18 protein-coding genes are annotated in these 19,174 nt (G+C 71.0%); 12 read left to right on the plus strand and 6 right to left on the minus strand.

Annotated elements, in window-relative coordinates:
* Nucleotides 1-3 precede the first annotated feature (3 nt).
* The 4 genes from ABZ342_RS07465 to ABZ342_RS07480 are packed head-to-tail and all read left to right on the plus strand — an operon-like array spanning nucleotide 4 to nucleotide 2,664.
* The gene (locus ABZ342_RS07465) at nucleotides 4-663 is read left to right on the plus strand and encodes a YbaB/EbfC family nucleoid-associated protein (RefSeq protein WP_360469817.1); all 660 of its coding nucleotides are present in this window, start codon (nucleotides 4-6) and stop codon (nucleotides 661-663) included.
* Nucleotides 663-989 carry a type VII secretion target gene (locus ABZ342_RS07470; RefSeq protein WP_360469819.1) on the plus strand — a complete coding sequence of 109 codons (327 nt, stop codon included), beginning with the start codon at nucleotides 663-665 and terminating at the stop codon, nucleotides 987-989. The genes ABZ342_RS07465 and ABZ342_RS07470 overlap by 1 nt, the downstream gene beginning before the upstream one ends.
* Nucleotides 986-2,182: a hypothetical protein gene (locus ABZ342_RS07475; RefSeq protein WP_360469822.1), complete on the plus strand. Its 1,197-nt coding sequence runs from the start codon at nucleotides 986-988 to the stop codon at nucleotides 2,180-2,182. Before ABZ342_RS07470 ends, ABZ342_RS07475 begins: the two co-directional genes overlap by 4 nt.
* Entirely contained in the window at nucleotides 2,179-2,664 is a 486-nt protein-coding gene (locus tag ABZ342_RS07480; RefSeq protein ID WP_360469825.1) for a hypothetical protein, read from the plus strand. Before ABZ342_RS07475 ends, ABZ342_RS07480 begins: the two co-directional genes overlap by 4 nt.
* Here the strand turns inward: ABZ342_RS07480 and ABZ342_RS07485 are convergent.
* Nucleotides 2,661-3,512 carry an aldo/keto reductase gene (locus ABZ342_RS07485; protein WP_360469827.1) on the minus strand — a complete coding sequence of 284 codons (852 nt, stop codon included), beginning with the start codon at nucleotides 3,510-3,512 and terminating at the stop codon, nucleotides 2,661-2,663. The two genes, ABZ342_RS07480 and ABZ342_RS07485, sit on opposite strands and share 4 nt — an antisense overlap.
* 68 nt (nucleotides 3,513-3,580) lie before the next feature.
* A complete protein-coding gene (locus ABZ342_RS07490) occupies nucleotides 3,581-5,077 on the minus strand; it encodes a CoA-acylating methylmalonate-semialdehyde dehydrogenase (RefSeq protein WP_360469830.1) in 1,497 nt (498 codons plus the stop codon).
* A 133-nt stretch (nucleotides 5,078-5,210) separates the two neighbouring features.
* Here ABZ342_RS07490 and ABZ342_RS07495 point away from each other — a divergent pair, with 133 nt between their 5' ends.
* Both ABZ342_RS07495 and ABZ342_RS07500 read left to right on the plus strand, forming a co-directional pair.
* A complete protein-coding gene (locus tag ABZ342_RS07495) occupies nucleotides 5,211-6,845 on the plus strand; it encodes a PucR family transcriptional regulator ligand-binding domain-containing protein (protein WP_360469833.1) in 1,635 nt (544 codons plus the stop codon).
* 58 nt (nucleotides 6,846-6,903) lie between these two features.
* Nucleotides 6,904-7,236: an SSI family serine proteinase inhibitor gene (locus ABZ342_RS07500; RefSeq protein ID WP_360469836.1), complete on the plus strand. Its 333-nt coding sequence runs from the start codon at nucleotides 6,904-6,906 to the stop codon at nucleotides 7,234-7,236.
* Nucleotides 7,237-7,328: 92 nt separating this feature from the next.
* On the opposite strand, the gene ABZ342_RS07505 is transcribed toward ABZ342_RS07500, so the two are convergent.
* From ABZ342_RS07505 to ABZ342_RS07515, 3 genes are all read right to left on the minus strand, one after another.
* A complete protein-coding gene (locus ABZ342_RS07505; RefSeq protein ID WP_360469839.1) occupies nucleotides 7,329-8,756 on the minus strand; it encodes a DUF4173 domain-containing protein in 1,428 nt (475 codons plus the stop codon).
* A gap of 385 nt (nucleotides 8,757-9,141) precedes the next feature.
* The gene (locus ABZ342_RS07510) at nucleotides 9,142-10,158 is read right to left on the minus strand and encodes a HAMP domain-containing sensor histidine kinase (protein WP_360469841.1); all 1,017 of its coding nucleotides are present in this window, start codon (nucleotides 10,156-10,158) and stop codon (nucleotides 9,142-9,144) included.
* Entirely contained in the window at nucleotides 10,155-10,847 is a 693-nt protein-coding gene (locus tag ABZ342_RS07515) for a response regulator transcription factor (protein WP_155545732.1), read from the minus strand. The genes ABZ342_RS07510 and ABZ342_RS07515 overlap by 4 nt, the downstream gene beginning before the upstream one ends.
* A gap of 219 nt (nucleotides 10,848-11,066) precedes the next feature.
* On the opposite strand from ABZ342_RS07515, the gene ABZ342_RS07520 reads away from it, so the two are divergent.
* The 5 genes from ABZ342_RS07520 to ABZ342_RS07540 all read left to right on the plus strand — a co-directional run bounded on the left by ABZ342_RS07520 (nucleotide 11,067) and on the right by ABZ342_RS07540 (nucleotide 17,318).
* Nucleotides 11,067-12,620: an NCS1 family nucleobase:cation symporter-1 gene (locus ABZ342_RS07520; protein ID WP_360469844.1), complete on the plus strand. Its 1,554-nt coding sequence runs from the start codon at nucleotides 11,067-11,069 to the stop codon at nucleotides 12,618-12,620.
* Nucleotides 12,621-12,630: 10 nt separating this feature from the next.
* Nucleotides 12,631-13,413 (plus strand): nitrilase-related carbon-nitrogen hydrolase, encoded by a 783-nt coding sequence (locus ABZ342_RS07525; protein WP_230862946.1) that lies wholly within the window; start codon nucleotides 12,631-12,633, stop codon nucleotides 13,411-13,413.
* On the plus strand, nucleotides 13,413-14,795 hold the full coding sequence (gene hydA, locus ABZ342_RS07530; RefSeq protein ID WP_360469847.1) for a dihydropyrimidinase: 1,383 nt from the start codon (nucleotides 13,413-13,415) through the stop codon (nucleotides 14,793-14,795). The genes ABZ342_RS07525 and hydA overlap by 1 nt, the downstream gene beginning before the upstream one ends.
* 7 nt (nucleotides 14,796-14,802) lie before the next feature.
* The gene (locus ABZ342_RS07535; RefSeq protein ID WP_360469850.1) at nucleotides 14,803-15,801 is read left to right on the plus strand and encodes a TIGR03842 family LLM class F420-dependent oxidoreductase; all 999 of its coding nucleotides are present in this window, start codon (nucleotides 14,803-14,805) and stop codon (nucleotides 15,799-15,801) included.
* Between the two features lie 71 nt (nucleotides 15,802-15,872).
* Nucleotides 15,873-17,318, plus strand: coding sequence for an alpha/beta hydrolase (locus ABZ342_RS07540; RefSeq protein ID WP_360469853.1), 1,446 nt, complete (start codon nucleotides 15,873-15,875; stop codon nucleotides 17,316-17,318).
* Here ABZ342_RS07540 and ABZ342_RS07545 read toward each other — a convergent pair.
* Nucleotides 17,252-18,511 carry a styrene monooxygenase/indole monooxygenase family protein gene (locus ABZ342_RS07545; protein ID WP_360469856.1) on the minus strand — a complete coding sequence of 420 codons (1,260 nt, stop codon included), beginning with the start codon at nucleotides 18,509-18,511 and terminating at the stop codon, nucleotides 17,252-17,254. The genes ABZ342_RS07540 and ABZ342_RS07545 overlap by 67 nt on opposite strands.
* 93 nt (nucleotides 18,512-18,604) lie before the next feature.
* Here ABZ342_RS07545 and ABZ342_RS07550 point away from each other — a divergent pair, with 93 nt between their 5' ends.
* Nucleotides 18,605-19,171, plus strand: coding sequence for a GNAT family N-acetyltransferase (locus ABZ342_RS07550; protein ID WP_360469859.1), 567 nt, complete (start codon nucleotides 18,605-18,607; stop codon nucleotides 19,169-19,171).
* Nucleotides 19,172-19,174: the final 3 nt, after the last annotated feature.

Genomic DNA, 19,174 nt, shown 5'->3' on the forward strand with positions numbered 1-19,174 from the left:
ACCATGAGTTTACGGAAGCCTGAGCGGGTCGTGCTCAACCCCGCCCGTCCCAGCCGGGTAAAGAACGGACAAATGAATTCCCATGCATTCTTTTCGCACCGGATTTCCGGCTTGAAGAGGGAACCGAAAAGCGGTTTGCTGCCTCTGATCCGCATGCCGCTCCCCGACTACGAGGTCGCCGTGAACCGAAATGAACCCGCTTCGGCCGGAATGCCCGATATCGCCCGGCGCGCGGCCGAGGCGAAAGCCCGGCTCGAGCGCGTCTCGGCGACCGCTTCGAGTGCCGACGGGTCCGTCACGGTCACCGTCAACACCAGCGGTGCGCTGCAGGAACTCACCTTCGGCCCGCGGGCCGACGAGCTGCCGCGGGCCCGGCTCGCGCAGGCCGTTCTCGCCGCTGCCAAACGCGCGCAGGTCGACGCCGCCCAGCAGCTGACCGCGATCATGGCGCCGGTGATCGGCACCGACAGCGACGCGATGCATTTCCTCCGGGAACAGATCCCGGCGCCCGAAGTACCGGAAGAAGAAGCGGCCGCTCCGCCGCGCTGGGAATTCACCGAAGCCCGGCCGGAAACCCCGCCGCCGCCGCCCGTGCGTCCGGCCCGGCCGCGCCCGGCCGACGACGAGGACTTCGGCGGCCCGATCCTGCGCCGGGGGCTGTGATGGCGGGCAAGGCGATGAAGGTCGACTTCGACGTCCTCGGCGGCCACGAGGACGAGATCCGGCAGATCGCCGACCGGGTGCAGCAGGCGGTCGAGGCCGCCGGCACCGCCGGCGCGCTCGACTTCGACGCGTTCGGCCTGGTCGGGCAGGTGTTCGCGCTGCCGATCCAGGTGTGGGTGGAGACCGCGAACGGCTTCCTGGGCGACGCCGTCGAGGCCGGCCACGAGGTCGCGGACCGGGTGAAGACCGCGCACACGGCGTTCCGCGACCACGAAGACAAGACGAAGTGCCTGATCGAGGGCATCGGCAAGGAGCTCCCGGCATGACCGAGAACGCACTGGTCGCGACGGCCGGATCGCCGGGCGGCTTCTGGAGCGGCATGGGCGACGGCTCGAAGGGCGAGCTGGACAACGTCAACGCCCAGACCGGCGGCGCGGGCATCTTCAGCGACGCCGCGTCCACGCTCACCGACGCGCGCAACGGCGACTGGGGCAACCTCGCCATGGACGTCGGCACCGACGCCCTCGACCTGCTCGGCGCGGCGATGGACCCGCTCGGGTCGCTCGCCAGTGCCGGGGTCGGCTGGCTGATCGAGCACATCAGCTTCCTCAAGGACGGCCTCGACAAGCTCGCCGGCAAGCCCGAGGCCGTCACCGCCAAGGCCGTGACCTGGACGAACATCGCCAAGTCGCTCACCGAGACGGCCGAGAGCTACGAGCAGCAGGCCAAGAAGGTCCAGCAGTCCTTCAGCGACTGCGGCTCCGCCGAGGCCTACCAGCGGACGGCCGAAAGCTACGTCAACGTGCTGCGCGGCGCCGCGTCGCACGCCGGGGACGCGTCGACCGCCATGAACGTCGGCGCGGCGCTGGTCGGCACCGAGCGCGGGCTGATCCGCGACATGATCTCGTCGTTCGTGGGCGAGCTGATCGTCAAGGCCCTGGCCGCACTGGCCGCGTCCTGGTGCACCTTCGGCGGCACGATCGCGGCGTTCATCGCCGACACGGTCGTCGAGGGCGGCGTGCTCGCCGAGAAGATCAGCACGCGCATCACGAAGATCGTCGAGAAGCTGGAGAGCCTGGCGAAGGGCGCGGGCAAGTCGAAGGCGGCCCTCGAAGGCGCGGCGAACGCGCTGAAGAAGGTGGGCAAGGGCGTCGACAAGCTCGTGGACAAGTCGGTCGACACGGCCGCGGGCATCGAGCGGAAGGCCAACGAGCTCAAGCAGGCGGGCAAGGAGGCGAAGTCCGCCGAGGAGACGGCCGAAGGCTGGAAGGACGCCGCGCGCGAGAAGGTCCCCGGCGGCGACAAGCTGGAAGGCCCGGCCAAGAAGTACTCCGAAGACGGCCGCAGCGTGCTCAAGCCGGGTGCGTGGCAGGAGTCCGGCGGCTATCCGGGGTGGAAGCCCGCGGACACCGTCGGCGTCGTGACCGAGGGCCGCCGCCAGGAGAACGAGCAGCAGGACCGCTACCACGAGACGCAAGAGGCCTACGAGAAGGAACACCCCGAAGGCGAGGCCGAGTGACCGAGCAGGCCGAGGTGGAGCTGGCCAACCGCAATGGCCGGCTCCACCCGTCGCAGCGCCGGAAGCTGCTCGACTTCAATTTCTGGGCCGCGGTGGTCCTGGTGCTCGCCGGTCTGTGGACCGCGGCGCTCGCGATCACCGACGGAGCCGCGGCGGCCCTCGTCCCGATCCTCGCGGCGACGGCCTGGTTCGCGTTCGTGTGCGGGCGGCGGCTGTCCGAGGTCGGGAGCGGGCGGCTGGTCGTGATCACCGGCTGGACCCACGACTTCGGCAAGGTCCACGGGAAGCGGCCCGAGCGCGGCCAGTACCCGATCTACCTCTACACCATCATGGAACGGATCTGGTTCACCTACCTCGTGGTCCAGGACCGCAGCTTCCGCCTCGACGACCGCGCGCTCCGCGAGCGGATCCAGCCGGAGCGGACCAATGCCGTCTACCTGACTCCGCGCACGAAAACGCTGATCAACGTCCTGCCCGCTTAGACCGCCTTGGTCAGGGCGTCGAACTCGGCGTCGGTCAGCTCGATGTCGGCGGCGGCGACGTTGTCCTCGAGGTGCGCCACCGACGACGTCCCCGGGATCGGCAGCACCACGGGCGACCGCTTGAGCAGCCACGCGAGCGCGAGCTGCGACGGCGACGCGTCGTGCTCCTTGGCGAGCGCGGTCAGCGGGCTGTCCGCCCCGGCCAGGGCGCCGGTGGCGAGCGGGAACCACGGGATGAAGGCGATGCCGTGCTCGGTGGCGTGGTCGAGGAGCGGTTCGGCGTCACGGTTGGCGAGGTTGAACAGGTTCTGCACCGACACGATCTCGGCGGTCTTCTGCGCTTCCTTCAGCTCGTCCACGCTGATCTCGGACAGGCCGATGTGCCGGATCTTGCCCTCGTCCTGAAGGCTCTTCAGCTCGCCGACCTGCTCGGCGAGCGGCACCTTCGGGTCGATCCGGTGCAGCTGGAGCAGGTCGATCCGGTCGACGCCGAGGTGCCGCAGGCTCAGCTCGACCTGCTGCCGCAGGTACTCGGGCCGCCCGACCGGGATCCACTGGTTCGGCCCCTGCCGGGTGAAGCCGGCCTTGGTGGCGATGACCACGTCGTCGGCGTAGGGGTGCAGCGCCTTCTTGATCAGCAGGTCCGCGACGAACGGGCCGTAGGCGTCGGCGGTGTCGATCAGGGTCACGCCCAGCTCGACGGCGCGCCGCAGCACGCGCACGGCCTCGTCCGGGTCCTTGGGGTCGCCCCAGACCCCCGGGCCGGTCAGTTGCATGGCGCCGTACCCGAGGCGGGTGACCGGGAGGTCGCCGCCGATGGTGAAGGTGCCGGAGTTCTTCGCGCTCATTCGTCTGCCTAACGTCGACGGTGGGTCCCCTCGATGCCAACCCGGCGGACCCACCGTCGATTCCCGGCCTAGGAGTTGCGCGGGAAGCCCAGGTTCACCCCGGCGTGCGAGCGGTCCGGCCACCGCGACGTCACGACCTTCGTCCGGGTGAAGAAGTGGAACCCCTCCGGCCCGTAGGCGTGGCTGTCGCCGAACAGCGAGTCCTTCCAGCCCCCGAACGAGTAGTACCCCACCGGCACCGGGATCGGGACGTTCACGCCGACCATCCCGACCTCGACCTCGTTCTGGAACCGCCGCGCCGACGAGCCGTCGCCGGTGAAGATCGCCACGCCGTTGCCGTACGGGTTCGCGTTGATCAGGTCCAGCGCGTCGTCGTAGGACGCCGTGCGCGCCACCGACAGGACCGGGCCGAAGATCTCGTCGGTGTAGATCGACATCTCCGGGCGGACGTGGTCGAACAGCGTCGGGCCGAGCCAGAAGCCGTCCGCCGAACCGGAGACCTCGATCCCGCGGCCGTCCACCACCAGCGACGCGCCCTCGGTCACCCCGGCGTCCACATAGGACTGGACCCGCGCGTGGTGGGCCGCCGTCACCAGCGGACCCATCTCGGATTCGGGGTCACGGCCGTCGCCGACGCGCAGCACGGACATCCGCTCGGTGATCTTGCGCACCAGCTCGTCGCCGATCGGGTCGACCGCGACGACCACCGACACCGCCATGCAGCGCTCCCCCGCCGAGCCGAACCCGGCCGACACCGCGGCGTCGGCGGCCAGGTCGAGGTCCGCGTCCGGCAGCACGACCATGTGGTTCTTCGCCCCGCCGAGGGCCTGGACGCGCTTGCCGTGCCGGGTGCCGGTTTCGTAGACGTAGCGCGCGATCGGCGTCGACCCGACGAACGAGATCGCCTTGACGTCGTCGTGTTCGAGGAGCCCGTCGACCGCCGCCTTGTCGCCGTGCAGGACGTTCAGCGCGCCCGCGGGCAGCCCCGCTTCGGCGAACAGCTCGGCGATGAACACCGCGGCGGACGGGTCCTTCTCACTCGGCTTGAGCACGACGGTGTTGCCGCAGGCCAGCGCGTTCGGGACGAACCAGAGCGGCACCATCGCCGGGAAGTTGAACGGCGAGATCACGCCGACCACGCCGAGCGGCTGCGCGATCGAGTAGACGTCGACGCCGGTGGACGCGTTCTCGCTGAAGCCGCCCTTGAGCAGCTGCGCCGCGCCGCACGCGTACTCGACGTTCTCGATCGCGCGGGCGACCTCGCCCGCCGCGTCGGATTCGACCTTGCCGTGCTCGCTCGTGACGATCTTCGCCAGCTCGTGCTTGCGCGCCGACAGCAGCTCGCGGAAGGCGAACATGACCCGCGTCCGGCCGGCCAGGGACGTCCCGCGCCAGCCGGGCAGCGCCGCCTTGGCCGCGGCGACGGCGGCTTCGACCTCGGCGTCACCGGCGAAGTCGACGCGCGCCCGCACCTGCCCGGTCGCGGGGTCGAACACCTCGCCCGAGCGCTCGGCGGTCCCGGTGAACGGCTTGCCGTCGATCCAGTGGCTGATGTGGTCGGTCACGGCGGACGCTCCTTCGGTCGAGTACGTCTCCTGCGAGTCTCCGGGCGGGCGCCACGCCACCGCCATCGACAACGTGTACGTCAGTTGGCTCCCGGCCGTACAGTCTGTCCCTGCCGATCAGACCCGAGGAGCCATGTACCCGACCGTCGCCGAGGTGCTCGCGCTGCCGGTGCTGCGCCAGGGCCGTCCGCACGTCGTCGCGGGCTCGGCCGGGCTCGACGCGCCGGTCCGCTGGGCGCACGTCGCCGAGGTCGCCGACATCGCGCACCTGCTGCGCGGCAGCGAGCTGGTGCTGACGACCGGCGTCGCGCTGCCCGACGACGGCCCGTCGCTGGCCCGCTACGTCGCCGACCTGGCCGGGGTCGGGGCGGCCGGCCTGGTGATCGAGCTGGTCCGGCACTGGAGCGACAAGCTGCCCGCCGCGCTGGTCGAAGCGGCCGAGAAGCACGGGCTGCCGCTCGTGACGCTCTCGCGCGAAACCCGGTACGTCAGCGTCACCGAGGCGGTGAACGGCCAGATCGTCGACGCCCAGGTCGCCGAGCTGCGCGCCGCCGAGCGCGTGCACGAGACGTTCACCGCGCTGACGGTCGCGGGCGCCGAACCCGGCGTCGTCCTGGGCGAGGTCGCCCGGCTGACCGAGCAGCCGGTGGTGCTGGAGACGCTCTCGCACGAGGTCCTCGCCTACGACGCGGCCGGCACCGACCCGGCCGAGCTGCTCACCGGCTGGCCGGCCCGGTCGCGCGTCGTCCAGGTCGGCGAGCGGACCGGCTACCACCCCGGCTCGGGCTGGCTGGTGACCGTCGTCGGCGCGCGCGGGCACGACTGGGGGCGCCTCGTGGTCGTCTGCGCCGACCCACCGCCGCACCGGCACCGGGTGGTCGCCGAGCGGGCCGCGTCCGCGCTGGCCGTGCACCGGCTGGTCGCCAAGGATTCCGACGGCCTGGAGCGGCAGGCCCACCGGGCCGTGCTGCACGAGCTGCTCGCGTCGCCCGCCCCGACGGCGGAGCTGCTGGCGCGCGCGTCGGCGCTGGCCGTGCCGCTGACCGGGCGGCAGCTGGTCGGGCTGGCGGTCCGGCCCCGGCTGATCGGCAGCCGTCCGGCTCTGTCCACGCCGCCGGTGCTGCGCGAACTGGCCGAGGCGACGGTGCTCGCGGCGCGCCGCGCGAAGGTGTCGGCGCTGGTGGCGACGGACGACCTCGGCGTGCGCGCGCTGATCGCGCTGTCGCCGGAGGCGAACGCGGACACGGTGCTGCACCGGCTCGCCACCGACGTCCACGAGGCCCGGGGCAGCGCGCCGGGCGTGCTCGCGGTCGGCACGACGGTCTCGTCGCCCGCCGAGGCGGGCCGGACGCTGCTGGAGGCCGGCCAGGTCGCGGCGGCCGCGCTGGGGGCGGGCGCCGAGCGGGTGCTGCACCGGCTGTCGGACGTCCGGCTGCGCGGCCTGCTGCACCTGCTTTCGGGCGACGAGCGCGTCACGGCGTTCGCGGTCCGGGAGCTCGGGCCGCTGCTCCAGCGCGACGCGGCGTCCGGCAGCCGGCTGGTGCAGGCTCTGCGGCACTACTGCGAGCAGGGCGGCAACAAGTCGGCGGCCGCGGCGGCGGCGCACACCTCGCGGACGGCGTACTACCAGCAGCTCGCCCGGATCGAGCAGGTCCTCGGCGTCCGGCTGGAGGACCCGGAGTCGATGCTCTCGCTCTACGTGGCCTTGCTGGCGCTGGACCTCACTCGGTCGAGCGAAGAAGACTCACCCGGACGTGGAGCACAGTGATCGACCTCGGGCTGCCGATGGAACCGATATGGCCCTACTCCCCTTCGCAGCCTGCTTGATGAGCTTGAGCTGCCTCGCCCCGGCGCAGCCCCCGGCGTCGACGTTGCAGCTGACCAGCCACGACACCGCCAACCGGATCGGCTCGGTGGTCCTGACGTGCGACCCGGCGGGCGGCACGCACCCCAAGCGCGACAAGGCGTGCGCGGTGCTTTCGGGCGTGGACGGCGACTTCTCGCGGATCCAGGCGCGGCACCAGGCGTGCACGCTGATCTACGCCCCGGTGGACGTGACGGTGGTCGGGACCTGGCGGGGAAAGCCGGTGTCGTTCCGGACGTCATACCCGAACCGCTGCGCGGCGGACCGCGACTCGGACGACGTCTTCGCGTTCTGACGCCGGGCGCGCGGAAGCCGCCGGGCCGCCCCCACGACGGCCCGGTGGCTTCCGCGCATTGCTCTTAATCACGCACAGCCCGCGCCGGCGGTTCAGCAGTTGCCGAGAGTCACGTCGCGGGCGTTCGCGCGGCTGAGGTTCCAGGCCGGCCAGCCGTCGGGGGCGTCGCCGGCGAGGACCTGGCGCAGCACGCACGTCCGCAGGGGCTCCGGCAGTCGCGCCGACACCACGGGGACGACGTCGGTGGAGAAACCGGCCAGGTACCGGTGGTCGAGGGGCTTGCCGGTGGCCGCGCGGTCGAGGTTGGCGCCGGCGATGAGGCGTTCCGGGTCGAGGAGGGCGAGCACCAGCAGCGCCGCGGCGGCAGTGCCGATCGCCGCGCGGGGCAGCCACGCCGAGCGGAGCTTGACCAGCGACGCCAGCACCAGCACGAACACGGCGCCGAACCACAGTTCGCAGACCTCGACCAGCAGCCGCAGCACGGTGAAGCCGTACGCCTCCTGGTACGTCCACATGCGACTCAACGCCGACCCGGCGAGCACCAGGCTGAGCGCGCTCAAGGCCCCCAGCAGGACGCGCTGGCGGAGCCGGTCGGCCTTCGTGACGTTCGGCGCCCAGCGCAACGCCGCCGCGACGATCGCCAGCGTCAGCACGGTGACGGCGCACAGCTGCCAGAAGCCGCCGCGCGCGTACTCGGCGGAGGTGAGGTTGCTGGTGCGCAGGACGTACCCGGTGCCCCCGAAGAGCACGACAAGCCGGACGCCGACGAACACGCTGAACAGCAGGACCAGGACGGTGAGCGGGACTGTCCACTCCAGACCGTACTTGGTCCGGTACGGACGGTCTGTTTCCGCGCGATGCGCTGGGGCGGCGAGGAAGTAGCAGGCTCCGGCCACCAGCAGCGCCGCGACGGCGAACACGCAACACCACCGCACGAGGACGTCGAGGCTGAGATCGGGGACGACGGCGTTGACGACGTCGGCGAACACGGCATCGGCACTGGCGAGCAGCGGCACGAAGACGGCGACGATCGCGGCGGTGGCCAGCACGGCGAGGCCGATCCGCCGGGCGACGCCGTCACGGCGGGCGGCGAAACGGCCGACCCCGCGTCCGGCCCAGGGCACGGCGCGCAGGGCTTCCAGCGGGACGGCGAACATGTCGTACAAGACGGAGTTGACGGTCCGCTTCCCCACGACGGCGAGCGATCCGGTGACGACGGCGCCGAGTACACAGAGGACGAACAGCCACTCGGAGGCGCGGAGGGCGCCCATTCCGAGCAGGGCGAGGGTGAGGAAGGCCCACCCGGCGCTGCCCCAGGTGAAGGACCCGGCGCCGTCCGAAGACCGCCGATCGGCGACGAAGACGGCGAAGGCGACGGCCAGCCCGGCCAGCAGCCACCCGACCCCGGGCCGGTCGACGGGCAGCACGAGAGCGGCGGCCACCCCGGCCAGCCCGGCGGCGGGCAAGACGGCGGGAGGCAGCGGGACGATGGCCGATCTCGGCGGCGGGATCGGCCGCATGAGGACAGGAGGAGCGGCGACGGCCACACCGCCGGCTCGGGCACCGACGGTCCGGGCCTCGCCAGCCACCCCACCGGCCCAGGCTTGACCGGCTCCCACACCGGTCCGGGCTTCACCGGCCGCCCTACCTGCCCGAGCCTCGCTGACTCCGGCTTCGCCAGCTCGGGCTCCACCGGTCCGGACTCCGCCGGGCGCCCCTCCGGCCCAGGCTTCTTCGGCTGCCCCACCGGGTCCACGAACCCCTGCCGCCGAGCGCTTTCCCCTCGGCACCGGCTTCTCCGCGCCCGGCTCGTCGATCCTGCTCTTCGGCATCGTCCCCAACTCTCGTTCGCATTCGCAAATGTCCACACGTGCACCGACCACCGATCAACGCGGCGTCCCAGCGTCAGCCCGTCGGCAAAGTCACCCGGATCCGGCTCCCGACCCCCGCCGAAGGCGAGACCACCCCGATCGTCCCGCCGTGCAGCTCCACCGCCCACCGAGCGATCGCCAGGCCCAGCCCCGTTCCCCCGCCCGACGGCCGCTCCCCCCGCGTGAACCGCTCGAACACCCGTACCCGGTCGGCCGGCGCGATCCCCGGTCCCTCGTCGCACACGTCGATGCGCACCTCGCCCGGCCGCACCTCGGCCAGCACCCGCACCGAACCGCCCGCCGGGCCGTGGCGGACCGCGTTCTCCAGCAGGTTCGCCACCACCTGGAACAGCCGGCCGCGATCGGCCGTCACCACGGCGTCGATCGGTGTCACCGAAACCGAGAACGTCACCCCGCGCACCAGCGCCGCTTCGGAAACCGCCTCCGAAAGCAGCGAAGACAGCGAGAACGACGTCTTGTGCAACGGAATCGCCCCCGCGTCGAGCCGCGACAGGTCCAGCAGCTCGTCCACCAGCGTCGCCAGCCGCTCGGTCTGCTGCAGCGCCGTCTTCAACGTCGCCGGGTCCGGGTCCTCGACGCCGTCGACCAGGTTCTCGAGCACGCCGCTCAACGCCGTGATCGGCGTCCGCAGCTCGTGCGACACGTTCGCCACGAGCTCCCGGCGCCGCTTGTCCGCGTCACCGAGGTCGCCGGCCATCTGGTTGAACGCCTGCGCCAGCTCGCCCACCTCGTCCCGCGTGGTGGCCCGGACGCGCCGCGTGTAATCGCCCTTCGCCATCGCCCGCACCGCGCCCGTCATCTCGCGCAGCGGCCGGGTCATGCCGTGCGCCAGCACTTGCGACAGCAGCAGCGCCAGCACCATCGCGGTGATCGTCGTCCGGGGCGGCAGCCAGCCGATCTGCCAGTTGAAGAACGCGAACGCGACCCCGCCGGAGGCGACCATCAGGATCGCCAGCTTCAGCTTGATCGACCGGACCCCGTCCAACGGCCGCGGCAGCAGCTCGACCACCCTGACCAGCAACGCCTTCACGATCCCGCCTCCAGCGCGTACCCGACGCCGTGCACCGTCCGGATGAGGTCGGCGCCGAGCTTCCGCCGCAGGGCCTTGATGTGGCTGTCCACCGCGCGGGTGCCCGCGGACGTGCCGTGGACGTCCCAGTCCCACACCTCCGACAGCAGCCGTTCCCGCGGCTGCACCGCCCGTGGCCGCCGCGCGAAGTGCACCAGCAGGTCGAACTCGATCGGCGTCAGCTGCGCCGCGACGCCGGCCCGGGCGACGCGCCGCTGGTCGACGTCGATCTCGAGGTCGCCGAGGACGATCCGGGTGCCCGCGGCGGACGACGAGCGGTCGACCCGCCGCAGCAGCGCGTGCACCCGCGCCGTCAGCACTCGCATCGAGAACGGCTTCGTGAGGTAGTCGTCGGCGCCGACCCCCAGCCCGACCAGCATGTCCGTCTCGTCGGCGCGCGCGGTCAGCATGAGCACCGGCACCGGACGGCGCCCCTGGATCCGGCGGCAGACCTCCAGGCCGTCGAAGCCCGGGAGCATGACGTCCAGGACCACGAGATCCGGCTCCGACGACGACTCCGCTTCGACGGCGGCCGGCCCGTCGTGGGCGACGTCCACACTGAATCCTTCGGCCCGCAGCCGGGCCGCGATCGACGCGGCGATGGTGACGTCGTCCTCGACGACGAGCACTCGCCGCACTACCGGTTCCATGCGAACGACCTTAGGGATCGGCGGTGGAGAGGGTCCGCGCGAAGTGTGGAGATCCTGTGGAGACGTTTCCCCCGCTTTGCCGGGATGTGACCGTCCGATGTGTGACGCAGGTCATGCACCCGCCGCGCGTTCGCGCAATCGACAGTCTGCACTCCTGATCAGGGAAGAGTGAACAGTCTGCCGTTGCCCCGGCCGCGACCCGGCGCGCAGGATTCCGCAATGGCGCCGACACCCGCAGACCAGCGCGTGCACGACGACGGCCGGGTCGAGCTCGACCCCGCCGACGTCGGGTCTCTCGAAGGCAGCCGGTTCTTCAACGAGGAGCTGGCCCCCGTCCCCGTGGCGAAACGCACCTGGACCACCTACAACTACTTCGCGCTCTGGATGGGGATGGCCCACAACATCCCCAGCTACGCCTTGGCCGCGTCGCTCATCGCGCTCGGCATGAACTGGGTGCAGGCGCTGATCACGATCACGATCGGCAACCTGGTCGTCCTGGCGCCGATGCTGCTCAACAGCCACGCCGGCACGAAGTACGGCATCCCGTTCCCGGTGTTCGCCCGCGCCTTCTACGGCCTGCGCGGCGCCAACCTGGCCGCGTTGCTGCGCGCGTTCATCGCGTGCGGCTGGTTCGGCATCCAGACGTGGGTCGGCGGCGAGGCCATCTACGTCATCCTCGGGCGCCTGCTCGGCTCGTGGTGGCGCGACGCACCGGAGATCGCCGGGCAGCACTGGACGCTCTGGCTGTCCTTCGTGGTCTTCTGGATCGGCCAGATGCTGATCATCTGGCGCGGCATGGAGGCGGTGCGCCGGTTCGAGAACTGGACGGCGCCGCTAGTGTCGGTCGGCTTCCTGATCATGCTGGGCTACGTGCTGGTCAAGGCGGGCGGGCTCGGCCCGATCCTGTCCGACGGCGGCAAGCTCGGCTGGGGCCCGGACTTCTGGAAGGTGTTCGCGCCGTCGCTGATGGCGATGATCGCGTTCTGGTCGACGCTCTCGCTGAACATGCCGGACTTCACGCGGTTCGGCGGCAGCCAGCGCAAGCAGGTCCGCGGCCAGATCCTCGGCCTGCCGACGACCATGACGTTCATCGCGATCGTGGCCATCCTGACGACGTCGGGCGGGCACGTCCTCTACGGCGAAGACATCTGGGACCCGGCGCAGCTGGCCGACAGGTTCACCAGCCCGGTCGTGGTCGTCGTGGCGCTGGTCGCGCTGGTGCTCGCGACGATCTCGGCGAACCTCGCGGCCAACGTCGTCAGCCCGTCCTACGACTTCTCGAACGCCTTCCCGAAGAAGATCACCTTCGCGATCGGCGGCGGGATCACCGGCGTCATCGGCGTCCTGATCCAGCCGTGGCGCCTCTACTCCGACCCGAACATCTACATCTTCGCCTGGCTCGGCTTCTACGGCGGCCTGCTCGGCGCGGTCGCCGGGGTGCTCGTCGCCGGGTACTGGGTGATCGCCCGCACGAAGCTCAAGCTGAAGGACCTGTACACACCCGATGGGGTGTATTGGTTCAGCGGCGGCTGGAACTGGCGCGCATTGGTCGCGACGCTGGTGGGAGCCCTGCTCGCGGTCGGCGGCGCCTACGGCGGGCCGTTCCCCGACGGCGGCCTGATCCCGTTCCTCAAGCCGCTTTACGACTACAACTGGGTGGTCGGCTTCGTCGGCGCGTTCGTCGTCTTCGCCGCCCTGTCCATGTCCACGAACAAGGAGGAAGCAAGTGAGCGTCGTCCGAGCCGGATTGATCCAGCAGCGGTGGACGGGTGACAAGGAGTCCATGATCAAGGCGGCGGTCGACCACATCGCCACCGCCGCCTCGCAGGGCGCCCAGGTCGTCTGCCTGCAGGAGCTGTTCTACGGGCCGTACTTCTGCCAGGTGCAGGACACCGAGTTCTACTCCTACACCGAGGGCATCCCGGACGGGCCGACGACCCAGCTCATGCAGGAGGTCGCCGAGCGCCACGGCGTGGTGCTGATCGTGCCGATGTACGAGGTCGAGCAGCCCGGCGTGTACTACAACACCGCCGCGGTGATCGACGCCGACGGCACGTACCTCGGCAAGCACCGGAAGAACCACATCCCGCAGGTCAAGGGCTTCTGGGAGAAGTTCTACTTCCGGCCCGGGAACCTGGGCTACCCGGTGTTCGACACCGCCGTGGGCCGCATCGGCGTCTACATCTGCTACGAGCGGCACTTCCCGGAGGGCTGGCGCGCGCTGGGCCTGGCCGGGGCGAAGATCGTGTTCAACCCGTCGGCGACCAGTCGCGGCCTGTCGCAGTACCTGTGGAAGCTGGAGCAGCCGGCGGCCGCGGTGGCCAACGAGTACTTCGTCGGCGCGATCAACCGTGTCGGCGTGGAACCGCTGGGCGACAACGACTTCTACGGCCAGACGTACTTCGCCGACCCACGCGGGCAGCTGATCGGCGACGCCGCGTCCGACACCGACGACGAGGTCGTCATCCGCGACCTCGACATGACACTGCTCGACGAGGTCCGGGACCTGTGGGCGTTCTACCGCGACCGCCGCCCGGACACCTACGGCCCCCTCACGGAGGCCTGATGACCACGCTGATCAAGGGTGGCCAGGTCGTCTCGCCATCGGGCGCTCTGCTCGCGGACGTGCTCGTCGACGGCGAAACCATCTCCGCCGTCGGCGCGCCCGGGACGCTGACCGGCGACGAGACGATCGACGCCACCGGCAAGTACGTGCTGCCCGGCGGCATCGACGCGCACACGCACATGGAGATGCCGTTCGGCGGCACGCACTCCGTCGACACGTTCTCGACCGGCACCACGGCGGCGGCGTGGGGCGGCACGACGACGATCATCGACTTCGCCGTGCAGGCCAAGGGGACGTCGTTGTTGTCCACTTTGGACAAGTGGCACAGCAAGGCCGACGGCAACTGCGCGATCGACTACGGCTTCCACATGATCGTCTCCGACGTCAACGACCAGTCGTTGAAGGAGATGGAAGCCTGCGTCGACGGCGGCGTCGGCAGCTTCAAGATGTTCATGGCGTACCCGGGGGTGTTCTACTCCACGGACGGGGAAATCCTGCTGGCGATGCAGAAAGCGCGGGAAATCGGCGCTACGATCATGATGCACGCGGAAAACGGCATCGCGATCGATCAGCTGGCGGCGCAAGCCGTCGCCGCGGGCAACACCGACCCGGTGCAGCACGGCCTGACGCGGCCGCCGGAACTGGAAGGAGAGGCAACGTCGCGGGCGATCCAGCTCGCGAAGGTGACCGGTGCGCCGTTGTACATCGTGCACCTGTCGGCGTCGCAAGCGCTTGCGGCGGTGGCGGAAGCACGCAACGACGGTCAGAACGTCTTCGCCGAGACGTGCCCGCAGTACCTCTACCTGTCCATTGAGGACCTGGCGAAGCCGGACTTCGAGGGCGCGAAGTACGTCGCTTCGCCACCGCTGCGCGAGAAGTCGCACCAGGCGGACCTGTGGCGCGGGCTGCGGACGAACGACCTGTCCGTGGTGTCCACCGACCACTGCCCGTTCTGCTTCAAGGACCAGAAGGAGCTGGGCCGCGGCGACTTCCGCGCGATCCCGAACGGGATGCCGGGTGTCGAGCACCGGATGGACCTGCTGCACCAGGGCGTCGTCGCGGGTGAGCTGACGCTCGGGCGCTGGGTCGAGACGTGCTCGGCGACGCCGGCGCGGATGTTCGGGCTGTACCCGCGCAAGGGCGTCATCGCCGCGGGGTCGGACGCGGACATCGTCATCTACGACCCGTCGGCGACGCAGACGCTGTCCGCCGAGACGCACCACATGAACGTGGACTACTCGGCGTACGAAGGGTTCGAGATCACCGGCCGGGTGCACACGGTGCTGTCGCGTGGGCGCGTTGTCGTGTCGCCTGACGGCTTCACCGGGTCGACTTCGCACGGGAAGTTCCTGTCCCGCTCGCTGAACCAGTACCTGAACTGAGGCAACCATGGACTTCGGGATCGTGCTGCAGACGGATCCGCCCGCGCGGGACGTCGTGCGGCTGATGAAGGACGCCGAGGACGCCGGGTTCCGCTACGGCTGGACGTTCGACTCCTGCGTGCTGTGGCAGGAGCCGTTCGTCATCTACTCGGCGATCCTCGCGGCGACGTCGTCACTGGTCGTGGGGCCGATGGTGACCAGCCCCGGGACGCGCGACTGGTCGGTGATGGCGTCGACGTTCGCCACGCTGAACGACATGTACGGCAACCGGACGGTCTGCGGCATCGGCCGCGGCGACTCGGCGCACCGGGTCGTCGGGAAGCCACCGTCCACTTTGGCCACCGTCCGCGACTGCATGCGCGTCGTGAAGGACCTCGCCGAGGGCCGGGCCGTCGAGATGAACGAGACGACCGTGCAGATCCCGTGGATCCGCAACGGCCGCCTGGAAATGTGGATGGCCGGGTACGGGCCGAAGGCGCTGAAGACGGTTGGCGAGCACGCCGACGGCTTCATCCTCCAGTGCGCGGACCCGGCGATCGCGCGCTGGACGATCGGCGCGGTGCGCGACGCGGCCCGCGCGGCCGGCCGCGACCCGGGCGGCATCACGATCTGCGTCGCGGCCCCGGCGTACGTCGGCGACGACCTGGCGCACCAGCGTGAGCAGCTGCGCTGGTTCGGCGGGATGGTCGGCAACCACGTCGCCGACCTGGTCGCGCGCTACGGCTCTTCCGGTGCAGTGCCGAAGGAGCTGACCGACTACATCCGCGAGCGGGAGGGGTACGACTACAGCCACCACGGCAAGGCGGGCAACCCGTCGACGGAGTTCGTCCCGGACGAGATCGTCGACCGGTTCTGCCTGCTGGGCCCGGCTTCGGCGCACATCTCCCGGCTCCAGGAACTCGCGGAGCTGGGCGTGGACCAGTTCTCGCTGTACCTGATGCACGACGACCGCGAGGCGACGCTGTCGTCGTACGGCTCGCAGATCATCCCGAAGCTCACCGCGTAGGGCCCGCCCTACCCCGGTTCCGGGGGTGCGCACCAGCGCGCCCCGGTCCCGGCGGCGGGACGATCAGGGCCATGAATTCTCCGAAACTCCGTGCTGCGCTGGCTCTGGGGGCCGTCGTGGGCGCGGTCGCCTTGAGTGCGCCCGCGGCTGCGGCGAGCCCCGCCGGAATCGCGTGGGAATCCGCGTGCGCCGCCGGGTACCAATGCGGTCACCTCGACGTCCCGCTGTCCTATCAGGACCCTTCCGCCGGCACTGTGTCGATCGCCGTCGGCCGCCTCCCGGCCACCGACCAGGCCCACAAGCTGGGCACGATCTTCTACAACCCCGGCGGCCCGGGTTCGTCCGGTCGTTTCGCACCCGCGTTGACGCCGTTCCTGCACGAGCGCTTCGACATCGTCGGGTTCGACCCTCGTGGTGTCGGCGCCAGCTCGAAGATCCACTGCTTCACCGATCCGTCGCAGCTCGAGGTGCTCCAGCGAGCGCTCGGCACGTTCCCGCTGACCCGTTCGGCGGAACAGCAGCAGATCGCGGACACCAAGACCGTCACCGACCTCTGCGAACAGAACGCCGGACCGCTGGCGAACCACCTCTCCACCGGCACGATCGCACGCGACCTGGACCGGCTGCGCGCGGCATTCGGCGAGCCGAAGCTGCGGTACTACGGGAAGTCGTACGGTACTTACCTCGGCGAGACGTACGCGAACCTGTTCCCCGGCCGCGTCGGCTCGCTCGCGCTCGACGCCGTCGACGACCCGATGCGCTGGGCGACCGGTTCCGGCCCGATGAGCTACCGGCTGCAAGGCTACGAAGACGGGCCTCGCGCGCTCAAGTCCTTTTTGGACGCTTGTGCGGCACGCTGCGCCTTCGACTACTCGGCCATTCTCGACCGCCTCGCCGCCGGCCCGATCACCGTGACGGACACGGCCGGGAAGCAGGTCGTCGTCACCTACCAGAGCGCGATCGCCACGATCCACAGCTACCTGACCGACGCGCAGGCCGCACCGCAGCTGGCGGCGTTCCTGCGGGCGCTGGCGGATCCGGCGTCGCGCGCACCGGTGTCCGCGGGCGGGCCCCCGGACGTCGACTCCCTGCTGGGCGGCGGCGCGACGCTGTGTTCGGACGCGGCGAACCCGCGCGATCCGGCCGTCTGGTGGGACTACGCCCGGCGCGCGGACCAGGTCGGCCGCGGCTTCGGGCCGTACGACGTCTACAAGACGCTCCCCTGCGCCACCTGGGACGTCTCGGACACCGGCCGTTACGCGGGTCCGTGGAACCGGCCGACGGCGCCGATCCTGCTGCTCGCCAACCGCCAGGGCGACCTGGAAACCCCGTATGCCGGCGCGCAGCGGACCGAGAAGCTGCTGGCCAACGCCCACCTGCTGAGCCTCGACACGTACGGCCACGGTTCGCGCGGCAAGAGCGCGTGCGTGGATGAGGCGCTCGACCGGTATTACGTGGCGGGTTCGCTGCCCGCCCGGGGTGCGCTCTGCGCCCCGGACCGGGGCCCCTTCGACTGAAGGTAGGCCATCGCCGCTTCGGGATCACCCAGCCAGCCTTCGTAGTCGGCCGGGTTCTCGAAGAGGTGTGCGAACCGGTGCGCCAGTTCGGGAACGCGCTGCGCGGTGTCCAAAGTGGCCAGTACGTGCGGTGGCGGCGGGGCCAGGAGGTCGTTGTTGAAGCGCGTCGCGTGCCGGGCGTGGTGCCAGTAGCGGGCGAAGGCGCCGTGCATGAACTCCTCGTCGAACGGCCGGTCGGCGCGCTCGACGATGGCCTCCTGGTACGCCCGCGCCGCGCGGGCGGCCATGTTGGCGCCCTGGCCGCCGACCGGGTCGTTGGTCACCGCGGTGTCGCCCATCGCGAGGACCTTCGCCCCGGACGGCAGGGTGCCGACCGGGTGTCGCACGATCGGCGTGATCCGGCCGTGCAGCATCTCGGTCGGCGCCACGGGACGCGCGTTGTCGAGCAGCTCCGCCTGCCACGGGTAGTGCGTGCGCAGCAGCTTCCGGGCGGTCTCGTAGTGCTGGCCGACGTCGGCGACGCCGTCCCAGACGTCCATCGGGCCGCCGGGCAGGCCGAAGAAACCGATACCGTGCACCGGGCCGTGAACCGAAAGCACGGGTAGCAGGAAGAACTCGCCGACCGGCGCCATGCCGAAGGTGAGTCCCGGGACGGCGTCGAGCGTGCCGGCGACGTAGCAGATGCCGATCGCACGCTGCGGCTCGCGGTAGGGCGAGCGTTCGTCGTCACGCGGGAAGAGTGCGTCGAACTGCGGCCCCCGCCCGGCCGCGACGATGAGCAGCTCGAACTCGCGGGCGCAGTCGTCGAGGGCGTCGGGGGTGACCCGGCGGATCCGGAGGTCGCCGCCGAGGCGGTCGAACTCGGTCATCCAGTCGGAGACCTTGACGCGCTGGTCGACCGACTGCGCCGGCCGGTCGAGTTCCACGCGCCAGGAGATGGCGGGCTCCGCGCCCTCACCGGCGGCGGCGAAGGCGACTTCGCGGATGGGCGGCGCCTCCCAGAAGTTGACGCCGAGCGCGCGTTCCCGTTCGAGGGCGGGGTGGAAGAGGCACTGGTTGGAGACGAGCCGTCCGCCGCGCACGTCTTCGGCGGAGCGTTCGGCGAACACCGTGACGTCGTAACCCTGGTGGCGCAACCCGATGGCGAGGACGAGTCCCGCTTGCCCCGCTCCGACGATCCCGATCCGCCGCATGGCCGCCCTTCCCCCCGGAAACCCTTTACTGCCAACGTACTCGTTTTCGGTGAACCCGCGGCCGCCCGATTGGGCGGCCGCTAGGGTGGGCCGGTGACGCAGCCGCCCCCGGGATTCGACCGCACGCTCCTCCTCCGCGACGGCCGCCGGGTCCGGGTCCGCCCGCTGACCCCGCAGGACGCGCCGGAGCTGGGCGAAGCGATCCGCACGGCGGACCCGGAGACCCTGCGCCGCCGTTTCTGCGGCTCGGCCCCGCGAGTAACCCCCCAACTCCTCCAGCGGCTGACGGTGCTGGACTACGAGCGCCGGTTCGCCCTGGTGGCCCGCTCGGTGGAGGGCCCGGGGGTGGCGGTGGCCCGCTACGAGGCAACGGGCAAGCGGATGGCGGAGGTGGCGATAGCGGTGGCACCCGAGTGGCGCCGGGTGGGGCTGGCCTCGGCCCTGCTGCACATGCTGGGGCTGGCAGCGCTGGAGCGCGGGTTCGAGCGGTTCACGGCGGTGTATTCGGCGGACAACCGCCCGGTGGCGGAGCTGTTGGACTACGCCCGGGGTCGCAGGGTGATCGCGGAGGGGGTTGCGGAGGCCGAGGTCCAGCTTCGGGATCATCCTGAAGCGCCGGTTTCCAGACCGGGGTTTTCGTTTTTTCAGCGAAATCCGTAACAG

Source organism: Amycolatopsis sp. NPDC005961 (assembly GCF_040629235.1).
Classification (GTDB): domain Bacteria; phylum Actinomycetota; class Actinomycetes; order Mycobacteriales; family Pseudonocardiaceae; genus Amycolatopsis; species Amycolatopsis camponoti.